The organism is Pseudomonas sp. PSE14, from assembly GCF_029203285.1.
Lineage (GTDB): Bacteria > Pseudomonadota > Gammaproteobacteria > Pseudomonadales > Pseudomonadaceae > Pseudomonas.
This window is the reverse complement of sequence record NZ_CP115669.1, coordinates 5,322,103-5,337,141: the sequence shown is the minus strand read 5'-3', so window position 1 is coordinate 5,337,141 and position 15,039 is coordinate 5,322,103. Positions and strand designations below refer to the sequence as shown.

At 66.1% G+C, this 15,039-nt stretch carries 10 protein-coding genes; 8 read left to right on the top strand and 2 right to left on the bottom strand.

The window, feature by feature from the left end:
* Nucleotides 1-228: 228 nt before the first annotated feature.
* Complete coding sequence (gene aceF, locus O6P39_RS24480; RefSeq protein WP_275608965.1) at nt 229-1,875, bottom strand: dihydrolipoyllysine-residue acetyltransferase; 1,647 nt, start codon at nt 1,873-1,875, stop codon at nt 229-231.
* An 11-nt stretch (nt 1,876-1,886) separates the two neighbouring features.
* Nucleotides 1,887-4,535 (bottom strand): pyruvate dehydrogenase (acetyl-transferring), homodimeric type, encoded by a 2,649-nt coding sequence (aceE, locus tag O6P39_RS24475; RefSeq protein ID WP_275608964.1) that lies wholly within the window; start codon nt 4,533-4,535, stop codon nt 1,887-1,889.
* 244 nt (nt 4,536-4,779) lie between these two features.
* Between aceE and glnE the strand changes: the two genes are divergently transcribed.
* From glnE to O6P39_RS24435, 8 genes are all read left to right on the top strand, one after another.
* Entirely contained in the window at nt 4,780-7,725 is a 2,946-nt protein-coding gene (glnE, locus tag O6P39_RS24470) for a bifunctional [glutamate--ammonia ligase]-adenylyl-L-tyrosine phosphorylase/[glutamate--ammonia-ligase] adenylyltransferase (RefSeq protein WP_275608963.1), read from the top strand.
* A gap of 308 nt (nt 7,726-8,033) precedes the next feature.
* On the top strand, nt 8,034-9,077 hold the full coding sequence (gene waaF / locus O6P39_RS24465; RefSeq protein WP_275608962.1) for a lipopolysaccharide heptosyltransferase II: 1,044 nt from the start codon (nt 8,034-8,036) through the stop codon (nt 9,075-9,077).
* Nucleotides 9,074-10,144 carry a lipopolysaccharide heptosyltransferase I gene (waaC, locus tag O6P39_RS24460; RefSeq protein WP_275608961.1) on the top strand — a complete coding sequence of 357 codons (1,071 nt, stop codon included), beginning with the start codon at nt 9,074-9,076 and terminating at the stop codon, nt 10,142-10,144. The genes waaF and waaC overlap by 4 nt, the downstream gene beginning before the upstream one ends.
* The gene (locus O6P39_RS24455) at nt 10,141-11,262 is read left to right on the top strand and encodes a glycosyltransferase family 4 protein (RefSeq protein WP_275608960.1); all 1,122 of its coding nucleotides are present in this window, start codon (nt 10,141-10,143) and stop codon (nt 11,260-11,262) included. The genes waaC and O6P39_RS24455 overlap by 4 nt, the downstream gene beginning before the upstream one ends.
* Nucleotides 11,259-12,065: a lipopolysaccharide core heptose(I) kinase RfaP gene (rfaP, locus tag O6P39_RS24450; protein ID WP_275608959.1), complete on the top strand. Its 807-nt coding sequence runs from the start codon at nt 11,259-11,261 to the stop codon at nt 12,063-12,065. The genes O6P39_RS24455 and rfaP overlap by 4 nt, the downstream gene beginning before the upstream one ends.
* On the top strand, nt 12,065-12,799 hold the full coding sequence (locus O6P39_RS24445) for a lipopolysaccharide kinase InaA family protein (protein ID WP_275608958.1): 735 nt from the start codon (nt 12,065-12,067) through the stop codon (nt 12,797-12,799). Before rfaP ends, O6P39_RS24445 begins: the two co-directional genes overlap by 1 nt.
* Nucleotides 12,796-13,551 (top strand): lipopolysaccharide kinase InaA family protein, encoded by a 756-nt coding sequence (locus O6P39_RS24440; RefSeq protein ID WP_275608957.1) that lies wholly within the window; start codon nt 12,796-12,798, stop codon nt 13,549-13,551. The genes O6P39_RS24445 and O6P39_RS24440 overlap by 4 nt, the downstream gene beginning before the upstream one ends.
* Nucleotides 13,548-15,035 carry a lipopolysaccharide kinase InaA family protein gene (locus O6P39_RS24435; protein WP_275608956.1) on the top strand — a complete coding sequence of 496 codons (1,488 nt, stop codon included), beginning with the start codon at nt 13,548-13,550 and terminating at the stop codon, nt 15,033-15,035. Before O6P39_RS24440 ends, O6P39_RS24435 begins: the two co-directional genes overlap by 4 nt.
* The last annotated feature ends 4 nt before the right edge of the window (nt 15,036-15,039 follow it).

The following is a 15,039-nucleotide window of genomic DNA, read 5'->3' as shown; positions in this document are numbered from 1 at the left end:
TATGGGCGTTGGCAAGATTTGCATGAGGCGTGGGGCGCTGACAAGCCAGGACTGTATCGGCCGTCACGCAGCGAAGTTGAGGCGGATGCGGGGCAGCGTCGATCGGAGTCGTGCGGACAAAAAGAAGCCCCGCCATCCGGCAGGGCTGGAGAGAACGAGCGTGGCGTGCTCGTCGAGAGGAAAGGCCGGCACGAGGCCGGCCTCTTGCAACACTTACAAGAGCAGCACTTACAGCAGCAGGGTGCGGATATCGCCCAGCAGGTCGGACAGGCGCTTGGTGTAGCGCGCGGCGGCCGCCCCGTTGATCACGCGGTGATCGTAGGACAGCGACAGCGGCAGCATCAGGCGCGGCTGGAAGGCCTTGCCGTCCCATACCGGCTGCATGGTCGCCTTGCTGACGCCCAGGATCGCCACTTCCGGCGCGTTGACGATCGGCGTGAAGCCGGTGCCGCCAATGTGGCCGAGGCTGGAGATGGTGAAGCAGGCGCCCTGCATGGCGTCGGCGGAGAGCTTCTTGGTGCGCGCTTTCTCGGCCAGTTCGGCGGCTTCGGCGGCGAGCTGCAGGAGGCTCTTCTGGTCGACGTTCTTGATCACCGGGACCAGCAGGCCATCCGGCGTGTCCACGGCGAAGCCGATGTGCACGTACTTCTTGCGGATCAGCGCCTTGCCGCTGGGGGCCAGCGAGCTGTTGAAGTCCGGCATTTCCTTGAGCAGGTGGGCACAGGCTTTCAGCAGGATCGGCAGCACGGTCAGCTTGACGCCAGCCTTCTCCGCGACGGCTTTCTGGGCCACGCGGAAGGCTTCCATCTCGGTGATGTCCGCCGAGTCGAACTGGGTCACGTGCGGCACGTTCAGCCAGCTGCGATGCAGGTTGGCGGCGCCGACCTGCATCAGGCGGGTCATCGCCACTTCTTCCACTTCGCCGAACTTGCTGAAGTCGACTTCCGGGATCGGCGGAATGCCCGCGCCACCGGTAGCGCCAGCCGGCGCGCCGGATTTGGCGCGTTGCAGTTGTTCCTTGACGAACGCCTGCACGTCTTCCTTGAGGATGCGGCCTTTCGGACCGGTGCCTTTCACTTCGGACAGCTCGACGCCGAACTCGCGGGCAACCATGCGCACGGCGGGGCCGGCGTGGACCTTGGCGCCGTCACGGCTGGGCGCGCCCACCGGAGCGACTTCCGCAGCCTTGGCAGGCGCGGCGGCAGCCGGTGCCGGAGCGGCAGCGGGGGCAGCAGCGGCCGGAGCCGGGGCAGCCGCCGGAGCAGCCGCCGCCGCCGGAGCTGCGGCGCCTGCGACCTTGAGCTTGAGGATCAGGTCGCCGGTGCCGACTTCGTCACCGATCTTGATCGACACGCTTTCCACCACGCCGGCAGCCGGCGAGGGGATTTCCATGCTGGCCTTGTCCGATTCCAGGGTGATCAGCGACTGGTCGGCCTCGACCGTGTCGCCGGCTTTCACCATGACTTCGATGACGTTGGCCTTGCCGGCGGAACCGATGTCCGGGACGTGGATGTCCTGGACGCTGGCGCCGGCGGCGGGCGCGGCAGCCGGCGCCGGGGCAGCGGCCGGAGCCTCTGCCTTCGGTGCCTCGGCAACCGGAGCCGGAGCTTCGGCCTTGGGCGCTTCGGCGGCGGCCGAACCACCTTCGACTTCCAGCTCGAGGATCTCGTCGCCTTCCTTCAGGGTGTCGCCCACCTTGACCTTCAGGCTCTTCACCACGCCGGCCTTGGGCGAGGGGATTTCCATGCTGGCCTTGTCCGACTCCAGGGTCAGCAGGCTCTGGTCGGCCTCGACGGTGTCGCCGACCTTGACCAGCAGTTCGATGACTTCACCCTGACCATTGCCGATGTCGGGTACACGAATCAGTTCGCTCATCGTGCCTCTCCTCAGCAGTCCAGCGGGTTACGTTTTTCGGGGTTGATACCGAACTTGGCGATGGCTTCCGCCACGACCTTGGGTTCGATATCGCCACGATCGGCCAGGGCTTCCAGCGCGGCCAGAACAACCCAGTGACGGTCCACTTCGAAGAAGTCGCGCAGCTTGCGGCGGCTGTCGCTGCGGCCGAAGCCGTCGGTGCCCAGCACCTTGTACTCCTTGCTCGGAACCCACTGACGGATCTGCTCGGCGTAGAGCTTCATGTAGTCGGTGGAGGCGATGACCGGGCCCTTGCGGCCGCCCAGGCACTCTTCGACGTAGCTCTGCTTGGGCTTCTGACCCGGGTGCAGGCGGTTCCAGCGCTCAACGGCCAGGCCATCACGGCGCAGTTCGTTGAAGCTCGGTACCGACCAGACGTCGGCGCCGATGCCGAAGTCGTTGCGCAGGATCTTCGCGGCTTCCTCGACTTCACGCAGGATGGTGCCCGAACCCAGCAGTTGCACGTGGTGCGCGGCGTCCTTCTTGTCCTCGTCGAGGAGGTACATACCCTTGATGATGCCTTCTTCGGCGCCCTTGGGCATGGCCGGCTGAACGTAGTTCTCGTTCATCACGGTGATGTAATAGAAGATGTCCTGCTGCTCTTCGATCATCTGGCGCGAGCCTTCGCGGATGATCACCGCCAGCTCGTAGGCGTAGGTCGGATCGTAGGTGCGGCAGTTCGGGATGGTCGCCGCCAGCAGGTGGCTGTGACCGTCTTCGTGCTGCAGGCCTTCACCGTTCAGGGTGGTACGGCCGGCGGTGCCGCCGATCAGGAAACCGTGCGCGCGGCTGTCGCCAGCGGCCCAGGCCAGGTCGCCGATACGCTGGAAGCCGAACATCGAATAGAAGATGTAGAACGGCAGCATCGGCTGGTTGTGCGTGGAGTACGAGGTACCCGCGGCGATCCAGCTGGACATGGCGCCGGCTTCGTTGATGCCTTCCTCGAGGATCTGACCTTTCTTGTCCTCGCGGTAGAACATCACCTGGTCCTTGTCCACCGGCTCGTACAGCTGGCCGACGGAGGAGTAGATGCCCAGCTGGCGGAACATGCCTTCCATACCGAAGGTACGGGCTTCGTCCGGCACGATCGGGACGATGCGCGGGCCGAGTTCCTTGTCCTTGACCAGTTGCGAGATGATCCGCACGAAGGCCATGGTGGTGGAGATTTCGCGGTCGCCCGAGCCGTCGAGGATGGCCTTGAGGGTTTCCAGCGGGGGAACCGGGACCTGGAAGCTCTTCTCGCGGCGAACCGGCATCACGCCACCCAGCGCGGCACGGCGGGAAGCCAGGTACTTGGCTTCGGCGCTGCCTTCTTCGGGGCGGTAGAACGGCAGGTTTTCCAGGTCGGCATCCTTGATCGGGATGTCGAACTTGTCGCGGAACGACTTCAGGGACTCGACGTCGACTTTCTTGACGTTGTGCGCGATGTTCTTCGCTTCGCCCGAACCGGTACCGTAGCCCTTGATGGTCTTGGCCAGGATGACGGTCGGCTGGCCCTTGTGGTTGACCGCCTGGTGGTAGGCTGCATAGACCTTGTAGGGGTCGTGGCCGCCACGGTTGAGTTTCCAGATCTCTTCGTCGGAGAGGTCCTTGACCATCTCCAGCAGCTCCGGACGCGCACCGAAGAAGTGCTCACGCACGTAGGCGCCGTCCTTGGCCTTGTAGTTCTGGTATTCGCCGTCGATGACCTCGTCCATGCGCTGCTGCAGCAGGCCGGCTTCGTCCTTGGCGAACAGCGGGTCCCAGAAGCGACCCCAGACCACCTTGTTGACGTTCCACTCGGCGCCACGGAACACGCCTTCGAGTTCCTGGATGATCTTGCCGTTGCCGCGAACCGGGCCGTCGAGGCGCTGCAGGTTGCAGTTGATGACGAAGATCAGGTTGTCCAGCTTTTCGCGGCCGGCCAGGGAGATCGCGCCCAGGGATTCGGGCTCGTCGCACTCGCCGTCGCCCATGAAGCACCAGACCTTCTGCTTGCCGGCGGGGATGAAGCCACGGCTTTCCAGGTACTTCATGAAGCGCGCCTGGTAGATCGCCTGGATCGGGCCCAGACCCATGGAGACGGTCGGGAACTGCCAGAAGTCCGGCATCAGCCAGGGGTGCGGGTAGGAGGACAGGCCGTTGCCGTCCACTTCCTGACGGAAGTTGTTCAGCTGGTCTTCGCTGATGCGGCCTTCGAGGAAGGCGCGGGCATAGACGCCGGGGGAGGCGTGGCCCTGGAAGAACACCAGGTCGCCGCCGTGTTCGTCGGTCGGGGCCTGGAAGAAGTAGTTGAAGCCAACGTCGTACAGGGTCGCGGACGAAGCGAAGGAGGAGATGTGGCCGCCCAGATCCGGGTCGTTCTTGTTGGCCTTCATCACCATCGCCAGGGCGTTCCAGCGTACCAGCGAGCGGATGCGGCGTTCCATGAACAGGTCGCCGGGCATGCGGGCTTCGTGGGTGACCGGAATGGTGTTGCGGTACGGCGTGGTGATGGCGTAGGGCAGTTGGGTACCGGTACGGGTAGCCAGTTCGCCCATGCGGGTCATCAGGTAATGGGCGCGTTCCTCACCTTCACGGTCCAGGACCGATTCCAGGGCGTCCAGCCATTCCTGGGTTTCGACGGGATCAAGGTCTTGCATGGCTTGCTCCAGGGCGGAAAGGCTTCCAGAATCGGAAGCCAGTAGATCGTTGCCGATAGCTGCGCCGGCCTCGTGGGCGACGCGGCGAATTCTTGGAAGTACACCGGGGGTGCGCCCGGCGGGTTGTAGTTTTACTACAAATCGCTGACAGATACATCCCTCTGCCAGAAAAAGTTAGTAGTAAAACTACAGGGGCGCGAAAAGACAGGAATGCCGGCGCCTCGCCGACCCCTCAGGATAGAACATGAGCCTGCCGTCCCTGGCCGCTGTGCCGGCCACCCTGAAGCCCCTCGCCGAACGGGCGGAACAGAATTTCCGCACCGCCGTTTCCCAGCTTTCTCCCGAGCAGATCGCCAGTTTCGACGGCTGGTCCGACGAGCGGCATGCCGATTTCGCCCGCGTGACCGCCGGCAGCGACTTCGTCGCCGAACAGGTCCAGCGCGATCCTGCCTTTCTATTGGAGCTGGCCGCGACCGGTGAGCTGGAGCGCGGCCTGCAGCCGGGCGAGATGCGTGCGCAACTGGAAGCGCTGTTGCACGAATGCGCCGATGAGGACGAGCTGGGCCGCCGTCTGCGCCGTTTCCGCCGGCGCCAGCAGGTGCGCATCATCTGGCGCGACCTGACCCGTCGCTGCGACCTGGCCGGCACCTGCCGCGATCTGTCCGACCTCGCCGACGCCTGCATCGACCAGGCTTACCAATGGCTGTACGCCCGCCATTGCCAGCAGTTCGGTACGCCCATCGGCAATCGTTCCGGGCTGCCGCAGCACCTGATCGTGCTGGGCATGGGCAAGCTGGGGGCGGGCGAGCTGAACCTGTCTTCGGACATCGACCTGATCTTCGGCTACCCCGAAGGCGGCGAAACCCAGGGCGCCAAGCGCGCACTGGATAACCAGGAGTTCTTCACCCGCCTGGGGCAGAAGCTGATCAAGGCGCTGGACGCCATCACCGTCGACGGTTTCGCCTTCCGCGTCGACATGCGCCTGCGGCCATACGGCTCCAGCGGCCCGCTGGTGTACAGCTTCGCTGCGCTGGAGCAGTACTACCAGGACCAGGGCCGCGACTGGGAACGCTACGCGATGATCAAGGCGCGGGTGGTCGGCGGCGACCAGGATGCCGGCCAGCGCCTGCTGGAAATGCTGCGTCCCTTCGTTTACCGCCGTTACCTGGACTTCTCCGCCATCGAAGCGCTGCGCACCATGAAGCAGCTGATCCAGCAGGAGGTCCGGCGCAAGGGCATGAGCGAGAACATCAAACTCGGCGCCGGCGGCATCCGCGAGGTGGAGTTCATCGCCCAGGCCTTCCAGCTGATCCACGGTGGCCGCGACCTCAGCCTGCAGCAGCGGCCGTTGCTGCGCGTGCTGGCGATCCTCGAAGGCCAGGGCTACCTGCCGCCGCAGGTAGTCGCCGAGCTGCGCGAGGGCTACGAATTCCTGCGCTACGCCGAGCACGCCCTGCAGGCCATCGCTGATCGGCAGACGCAGATGCTGCCGGAGGACGAGCTGGAACGCATCCGCGTGGCTTTCATCATGGGTTACGCCAACTGGTCGGCGTTCCACGACGCCATCAATCACTGGCGCGAGCGCATCGACTGGCACTTCCACCAGGTCATCGCCGACCCCGACGAAGACGAGGACGGCAAGGTCGACACCACCATCGGCGGCGAGTGGATTCCGATCTGGGAAGAGGCGGTGGACGAGGAGTCCGCCTGCCGGCAGTTCGCCGATGCCGGGTTCGCCCAGCCGGCGGCGGCCTGGAAGCGTCTGACCGACCTGCGCCACGGTGCGCAGGTGCGCGCCATGCAGCGCCTGGGTCGGGAGCGGCTGGATGCCTTCATGCCGCGCCTGCTGAACATGATCGCCGAGCGCGGTCCGGCGGACGTGCTGCTGGAGCGTACGCTGCCCCTGATCGAGGCGGTGGCCCGACGTTCGGCCTATCTGGTGCTGCTGACCGAGAACCCAGGCGCCCTGGAGCGCCTGCTGACCCTCTGCGCGGCCAGCCCTATGGTGGCCGAGCAGATCGCCAAGTTTCCCATCCTGCTCGACGAGCTGTTGAACGAAGGGCGCCTGTTCCGTCCGCCGCAGGCCGCCGAACTGGGCGCCGAGCTGCGCGAGCGGCTGATGCGCATCCCCGAGGATGACCTCGAGCAGCAGATGGAAACCCTGCGTCACTTCAAGCTGGCCCATGCCCTGCGTGTGGTGGCCTCGGAAATTGCCGGCACCCTGCCGCTGATGAAGGTCAGCGACTACCTGACCTGGCTGGCCGAGGCGATCCTCGAACAGGTGCTGGCGCTGGCCTGGGATCAACTGGTGCAGCGCCACGGACGCCCGACCCGCGTCGACGGCACGCCCTGCGATCCGGACTTCATCATCATTGGTTACGGCAAATCGGGCGGGTTGGAGCTGGGCCACGGCTCGGACCTGGACCTGGTGTTCATCCACGACGGCGACCCGCAGAGCGAGACTGACGGCGAGAAGTCCATCGATGGCGCGCAGTTCTATACGCGCCTGGGGCAGAAGATCATCCACTTCCTTACCGCGCAGACGCCGTCCGGTACGCTTTATGAGGTGGATATGCGCTTGCGCCCCAGTGGCGCTTCGGGCCTGCTGGTCAGTTCGTTGCGCGCCTTCGAGGCCTACCAGATGGGCGAAGCCTGGACCTGGGAGCACCAGGCGTTGGTGCGCGCCCGCGTGCTGGCCGGCTGCAAGCGGGTGGCCGGCGCCTTCGAGGCGATCCGCGCGAAAGTGCTGGGCCAGCAACGCGACCTGGCGGAGCTGCGCAAGGAAGTCAGCGAGATGCGCGCGAAGATGCGCGACAACCTGGGCACCCCTGGCACGGCCGCCGGCACCGCGAAAAATGCCTTCGAGGCCGCGTCGTCGTTCGATCTCAAGCAGGACGCCGGTGGTATCGTCGATATCGAATTTATGGTGCAATACGCGGCCCTGGCCTGGTCGTGGCAGCACCCGGAGCTGCTGGAGTTCACCGACAACATCCGCATTCTGGATGGCCTGGAGCGGGTTGGCCTGATGTCCGGTGAAGATGTCCTTCGCCTGCAGGACGCCTACCGGGCGTATCGTGCGGCGGCCCATCGACTGTCCCTGCAGAAGCAGCCGGGCGTCGTGAGCGGTGACCACTTCCATGCGGAGCGGCGCATGGTGATGTCGATGTGGAAGGCCTTCGAGCTGACCTGAATCGCTGCGGATTTCCCACGAAATACCCAGCCTGCGGCGGGATGACGATCGCCGCAGCGGCTTGCGCTGTCAGCGCGCATTCGCTGTGAGGAGGGCTGGGTTGGGGGTAATGAATGTTCAGGAACAGGGCGCATGATGCGATTGCGCCATGTCACAGGGAGTGACGAAATCCGCCCGGCCGGCGCGCCGGCTGGGCTAGACTGCCGGCATTCGATGCCCGGCACCCGACCGTAACGGCCCGCGCCGAACGGCTGGATGAATGGAGTACGGGGAGGCGAGAGCCTCCCCGGTCGTTTTTCGGAAAACGCATGAGAATTCTGATCGTAGGCCCCTCCTGGGTGGGCGACATGGTGATGGCGCAGACGTTGTTCCACTGCCTGAAGCAGCGCCATCCCGACTGTGTGATCGACGTGCTGGCGCCCGACTGGAGCCGGCCGATCCTCGAGCGCATGCCTGAAGTGCGCCAGGCCCTTAGCTTCCCGCTCGGCCACGGCGTGCTGGACATCGCCGCGCGCCGGCGCATCGGCAAGTCCCTCAAGGGGCAATACGACCAGGCCATCCTGCTGCCGAACTCGCTGAAGTCGGCGCTGGTGCCGTACTTCGCCGGCATCCCCAAGCGTACCGGCTGGAAGGGCGAGATGCGCTACGGCCTGCTCAACGACATCCGCACGCTCGACAAGGAGCGCTACCCGCTGATGATCGAGCGCTTCATGGCCCTGGCCTATGAGTCCGGCGCCGAGCTGTCGCAACCTTATCCACAGCCCCGCCTGTCCATCGAGGCGCAGAGTCGCGATGCCGCCCTGGCCAAGTTCGGCCTGAGCCTGGACCGCCCGGTGCTGGCGCTGTGCCCGGGCGCCGAGTTCGGCGAGGCCAAGCGCTGGCCGGCCGAGTACTACGCCAAGGTGGCCGAGGCCAAGATCCGCGCCGGCTGGCAGGTGTGGATATTCGGCTCGAAGAATGACCATCCCGGTGGCGAGGACATCCGCTCGCGGCTGATTCCCGGCCTGCGGGAGGAGTCGGTGAACCTGGCCGGCGAGACCGCCCTGGCCGAGGCCATCGACCTGATGTCCTGCGCCGGCGCCGTGGTCACCAACGATTCCGGCCTGATGCACGTGGCTGCCGCGCTGAACCGCCCGCTGGTTGCGGTCTACGGCTCCACCTCGCCGCAGTTCACCCCGCCCCTGGCCGAACATGTGGAAATCGTCCGCCTCGGCCTGGACTGCAGCCCCTGCTTCGACCGCGTGTGCCGCTTCGGCCACTACAACTGCCTGCGCGAACTCAAGCCCAGTCCAGTGCTTGAAGCGCTGGACCGTCTGGTCGCCGACCCGGTGGACGTGGAAAGCGCGGAATGAGGGTGCTGTTGATCAAGACGTCGTCCCTGGGCGACGTCATCCATACCCTGCCGGCGCTCACCGATGCCGCCCGCGCCATTCCCGGCATCCAGTTCGACTGGGTGGTCGAGGAAGGCTTCGCCGAGATTCCCGCCTGGCATCCGGCGGTGGCCCAGGTTATCCCGGTGGCGATCCGCCGCTGGCGCAAGAACCTCTGGCAGACGCTCAAGAGCGGCGAATGGAGCCGTTTCAAGCGGCGCCTGAAGGAAGTCGACTACGACCTGGTGATCGATGCCCAGGGCCTGCTCAAGAGCGCGTGGCTGACCCGCTACGTGCGCCGCCGCACCCCTGTCGCCGGGCTGAACCGCGAGTCCGCCCGTGAGCCGGCTGCCAGCCGCTTCTATCGCCGCACCTACCCGGTCGCCTGGGGCCAGCACGCCGTCGAGCGCGTGCGCCAGTTGTTCGCCCAGGCGCTGGACTACCCGCTGCCCAGCGGCACCGGCGACTACGGTCTGGACCGCAGCCGCCTGCTGGACTCGGTGGAAACCGAGCCTTACCTGGTCTTCCTGCACGGCACCACCTGGGTCACCAAGCACTGGCCCGAGGCCTACTGGCGCGAGCTGGCCGAGCGCATGGGCGAGCGCGGCTGGTCGGTGCGCCTGCCCTGGGGCAACGACGCCGAGCGCCAGCGCGCCGAGCGACTGGCCCAGGGCTTGGAAAATGCCTCGGTGCTCCCCAAATTAAGCCTCGCAGGCATGGCCAAGGTACTGGCCGGCGCTTCCGCCTGCGTGGCGGTCGACACCGGGCTCGGACACCTGGCAGCCGCGCTGGACGTGCCGACGCTCTCGCTGTTCGGCCCGACCAATCCGGGCTTGACCGGCGCCTACGGGCGTTCGCAGGTGCACCTGGCCAGCGACTGGTCTTGCGCGCCCTGTTTGCAGAAGACCTGCACCTACCAGCCGACGGCCGAAGACAAGCGCCAATTCGACCTGCGGCATGAACAGCCCCTGTGCTTCACGCGCCTCAATCCGCAGCGTGTGGCGACGCAGTTGGAGGCTCTGCTGCTGGCCCCGGAGACGCTTCGATGACCCTGGCTTTCGTCCTCTATAAATACTTCCCGTTCGGCGGGCTGCAGCGCGACTTCATGCGCATCGCCCTGGAGTGCCAGAAACGCGGCCACGCCATTCGCGTCTACACGCCGATCTGGGAGGGCGAGATTCCGCCCGGTTTCGATGTGCGCGTGGCGCCGGTGAAGGCGCTGTTCAACCATCGCCGCAACGAGAAGTTCAGCGCCTGGCTGGCCGCCGATCTCGCGCGCTCGCCGGTGGATCGGGTGATCGGCTTCAACAAGATGCCGGGTCTGGACCTCTACTACGCCGCCGACGGCTGTTTCGAGGACAAGGCGCAGACGCTGCGCAATCCGATCTACCGTCGCTGGGGCCGCTACAAGCACTTCGCCGACTACGAGCGCGCGGTGTTCGCGCCCGAGTCCAAGACCGAGATCCTGATGATTTCCGAAGTCCAGCAGCCGCTGTTCATCAAGCACTACCGCACCCCGGAAGCGCGTTTCCATCTGCTGCCGCCGGGCATCGCCCAGGATCGCCGCGCGCCGGCCAACGCCGCCGATATCCGCGCCGAGTTCCGTCGCGAGTTCAAGCTGGCCGATGACGACCTGCTGCTGGTGCAGATCGGCTCCGGCTTCAAGACCAAGGGCCTGGATCGCAGCCTGAAGGCGCTGGCCGCGTTGCCGCGTTCGCTGCGCAAGCGCACCCGGCTGATCGCCATCGGCCAGGACGACCCCAAGCCCTTCCTCCTGCAGGTGAAGGCGCTGGGGCTGTCGGACAACGTGCAGATCCTCAAGGGGCGCAGCGACATCCCGCGCTTCCTGCTGGGCGCCGACCTGCTGATCCACCCGGCGTACAACGAAAACACCGGCACCGTGCTGCTGGAAGCGGTGGTGGCGGGGCTGCCGGTGCTGGTCACCGATGTCTGCGGCTACGCCCACTACATCGACGAAGCCAAGGCCGGCCGGGTAGTGCCGTCGCCCTTCGAGCAGGACGCTTTCAACGCCATGCTCAAGGACATGCTGGAGGACGATGCCGCGCGTGCCGAATGGTCGCGCAATGGCCTGGGCTTCGCCGACACCGCCGATCTCTACAGCATGCCGCAGCATGCCGCCGACCTGATCCTGCGGGAGCGCGCATGAAGCTCGAACTGCACGAGCCGTTCAAGACCCTCTGGGTCGGCAAGGACCCCTTCACTGAGGTCGAGCGCCTGCAGGGCAAGGTCTACCGCGAGCTGGAAGGGCGCCGTACGCTGCGCACCGAAGTCGACGGGCGCGGCTACTTCGTGAAGATTCATCGTGGCATCGGCTGGGGCGAGATCGTCAAGAACCTGTTCAGCGTGAAGCTGCCGGTGCTCGGCGCGGGCCAGGAACAGCGCGCCCTGGAGCGCCTGCACCAGGCCGGCGTTGCGACCATGACCTCGGTGGCCTATGGCGAGCGCGGCGGCAACCCGGCCGCCCAGCATTCCTTCATCATCACCGAGGAGCTGGCGCCGACCACCGACCTGGAGGTCCTGTCGCTGGACTGGCGGCAGCAGCCGCCGGAGCCGCGCCTCAAACGCGCGCTGATCGCCGAAGTGGCGAAGATGGTCGGCACCATGCACCGCGCCGGGGTGAACCACCGCGACTGCTACATCTGCCATTTCCTGCTGCACACCGATCGCCCTATCAGTGCTGATGACCTGCGCCTGTCGGTGATCGACCTGCACCGCGCCCAGACCCGTGATTCCACACCGCGCCGCTGGCGCAACAAGGACCTGGCCGCGCTGTACTTCTCCGCGCTGGACATCGGCCTGACGCGCCGCGACAAACTGCGCTTCCTGCGCGATTACTTCGGTAAGACGCTGCGTGACATCCTGCGCGACGAGGCCGCGCTGCTGGCGTGGATGGAGCGCAAGGCGGCCAAGCTGTACGACCGCAAGCAACGTTATGGAGACCTGCTCTGATGGCCGGCTGGGCACTCGAAGCCGACTACCAGCACCTGGCCGCCGACTTCGGCAGCCTGGATGCCGTGTTCGCCCTCGACGGCGATCGCATCACCAAGGATGCGATGTCCGATGTCATCCGCGTGGAGCGCGCGGGTGTGCGCTACTACGTCAAGCGCTACCGCAAGCCGGGCAAGGGCTTTCGCCGCTATCTGCCGCGCCCCCGGGTCAAGGCCGAGTGGCAGAACCTCAAGCAGTTCGCCAAGTGGGGCATCCCCACGGCGCAGGTGGTGGCCCATGGTCTTGAGCGCGTGGACGGCGCCTTCGCCCGTGGCGCGATCATCACCCGCGAGCTGGTCGGCACCGAGGACCTCCACGCCCTGGCCAAGCGCAACGACCCGCGCTTGAAGGATCGCGCCTGGGTCGAGCACGTCAGCAGGCAGTTGGCGAGCTACACGCGGATCATGCATGACCACCACTTCACCCATAACGACCTGAAGTGGCGAAACATCCTGGTGGATGAAACCGGCAAGGTGTATTTCATCGATTGCCCTATCGGCGGCTACTGGGTCAGCTTCATGCTGCGCTACCGCATCACCAAGGACCTGGCGACCCTCGACAAGGTCGCCAAGCACCATCTTTCCTACACGCAGCGCCTGCAGTTCTACCTGCTGTACCGGCGTCGCGAACGATTGAACGTGTCGGACAAGAAGCGTGTCCGGCAGATCGTCCATTTCTTCGAGGGACGCGAGTGAAGGATTTCATTGCCAGCGACGATCAGGCGCTGCTCGAGCGCAACGCCCTGGCCGATTTCGATGCCCTGTGGAACCTTGAGCTGGAAGCCGTGGACGAACCCAACACCGAGCGTGGTGGCTGGAGCAGTGTCTATCGCCTGGAGCTGGACGGCACCGCCTACTATCTCAAGCGCCAGAGCAATCACCTGACCCGCAGCGTCCGCAAGCCCATGGGCGAGCCGACCTTCAGCCGCGAGTTCCGCAATATCCAGCGCTACCACCAGCTTGGCATCCCCTCGATGCAGGCGGCCTTCTTTGGCGCGCGGCAGGTCGGCGGCGAACGCCGGGCAATCCTGATGACCCGTGCCCTGGATGGCTGGCGCGACCTGGACAGCCTGCTGCAGGGCTGGTCGAACCTCTCCGCCGAGCGGCGCCAGGCCATCCTGCACGCCTGCGGCATGCTTGCCCGCCGCCTGCACGAGGCCGGGCAGATGCATGGCTGCTTCTACCCCAAGCACATTTTCCTGCGCGAGACGGACGACGCCTATGAAGCGACCCTGATCGACCTGGAGAAGACCCGTCCGCTGTGGTTCGGCCAGCGCGACCGCGTGCGCGATCTCGAACCGCTGCTGCGCCGCGCGCCGGACTGGAACGAGACTGACGTGCGCAACCTGCTGGCGGCCTATCTCGGCACCTCGGCCAGCGGCCGCGAGGTCGACGACTGGTACCGCCGCCTGGGCGCTCGCCGCAAGAAGAAGGAAGGCCGCGCATGAGGTTGTCTGCCCTGCGCGACGCCGGCCGCACCCCCGCGCTGCCGCTGCGCGTCGAGCTGGAGGATGGCGCCGGCGCCGCCGAGCTGCGCCTGGATAGCCTGCTTCGCACTCTGCCTGGACAGCGCTATGTTGGCGCGGCCAATTGGCGCGGCCGCCCGGTGCTGGCCAAGTTGCTGGTCGGCGGCAAGGCCGCGCGGCACTTCCAGCGTGAGCGCGAAGGCGTGCGCCTGCTCGCCGAGCAGGGCCTGACCACGCCGACTCTGCTGGCCGACGGCCTCAAGGACGGCGAGGGCGGCTGGCTGCTCTTCGAATTCCTGGATAACGCCCAGAGCCTCTGGGATGCCTGGCGCGCGGTGGAAGGCCAGTCGGTTCTGTCCGATGAACAGGCCGCGATCATTGCCGAAGCCCTGACCGCTATCGCTCAGATGCATGCCAAGGGCCTGTGGCAGGAGGACCTGCACCTGGACAATCTGCTGCGCCATGGCGGCAGGCTGTACCTGATCGATGGTGCTGGCATCCGTACTGAAACGCCCGGCCAGCCCTTGTCGCGCAAGCAGGTGTTGGAAAACCTCGGCGTGTTCTTTGCCCAATTACCGGCCAGCCTCGATCCGTACCTCGAAGAACTGCTGATCCACTATCTGCTGGCCAACGGCGAGCACGCGCTGCCGCTGGAAGCCCTGCAGAAGGAAATCGCCAAGGTGCGCCGCTGGCGCGTGGGCGACCTGATGAAGAAGATCGCCCGCGACTGCAGCCTGTTCAGCGTGTTCAAGGGCCCGTTCGGCCTGCGCGCGGTGCGTCGCGAGGAAGAGCCAGGCCTGCAGCCGCTGCTGGCCGATCCGGATGCTTTCATCGCCAAGGGGCACATCTACAAGACCGGCGGCGCGGCGACCGTCGCCAAGGTCGAGCTCGATGGCCGCCCGCTGGTCATCAAGCGTTACAACATCAAGAACCTGCTGCACTGGTTCAAGCGCTTCTGGCGCCCGAGTCGCGCCTGGGGCTCCTGGCGCGAGGGCAACCGCCTGGACTTCCTCGGCATCGCCACCCCGCGCCCGCTGGCGGTGCTCGAACGTCGTTGGTTCTGGCTGCGTGGCCCGGCCTTCCTGATTACCGATTACCTGGCGGGTCAGGATATAATCGACCGTTTCAAACCCTACCTGGACCAACCGGAGGGGGGCGGCCTGCCGCCGGAAACAGAGCTTGCGGCCCTGGACAGACTGTTCGCGGCGCTGGTGCGTGAGCGCATCAGCCATGGCGACCTGAAGGGGCACAACCTGTTCTGGCAGGAGCAGGGCGAAGGTGGGCAATGGTCCTTGATCGACCTCGATGCCATGCAGCGCCACTCGCGAGAAGCGAGCTTCGCCCGCGCCTATGCCCGTGACCGTGCGCGCTTCCTGCGCAACTGGCCAGAGGGCAGCGCACTGCACCAGCTGCTCGACGAACGTTTACCGCGGGTGCCCGGCACCCGCCCAGATGAAAGAGGCTAGACCC

Bases quoted from the DNA above. Each gene is read 5' to 3' on its own strand.
- waaF (WP_275608962.1), top strand. From the start codon at position 8,034: ATGAGAATTCTGATCGTAGGCCCCTCCTGGGTGGGCGACATGGTGATG.
- waaC (WP_275608961.1), top strand. From the start codon at position 9,074: ATGAGGGTGCTGTTGATCAAGACGTCGTCCCTGGGCGACGTCATCCAT.
- O6P39_RS24435 (WP_275608956.1), top strand. From the start codon at position 13,548: ATGAGGTTGTCTGCCCTGCGCGACGCCGGCCGCACCCCCGCGCTGCCG.
- aceE (WP_275608964.1), bottom strand. From the start codon at position 4,535: ATGCAAGACCTTGATCCCGTCGAAACCCAGGAATGGCTGGACGCCCTG.
- rfaP (WP_275608959.1), top strand. From the start codon at position 11,259: ATGAAGCTCGAACTGCACGAGCCGTTCAAGACCCTCTGGGTCGGCAAG.
- aceF (WP_275608965.1), bottom strand. From the start codon at position 1,875: ATGAGCGAACTGATTCGTGTACCCGACATCGGCAATGGTCAGGGTGAA.
- glnE (WP_275608963.1), top strand. From the start codon at position 4,780: ATGAGCCTGCCGTCCCTGGCCGCTGTGCCGGCCACCCTGAAGCCCCTC.
- O6P39_RS24445 (WP_275608958.1), top strand. From the start codon at position 12,065: ATGGCCGGCTGGGCACTCGAAGCCGACTACCAGCACCTGGCCGCCGAC.
- O6P39_RS24455 (WP_275608960.1), top strand. From the start codon at position 10,141: ATGACCCTGGCTTTCGTCCTCTATAAATACTTCCCGTTCGGCGGGCTG.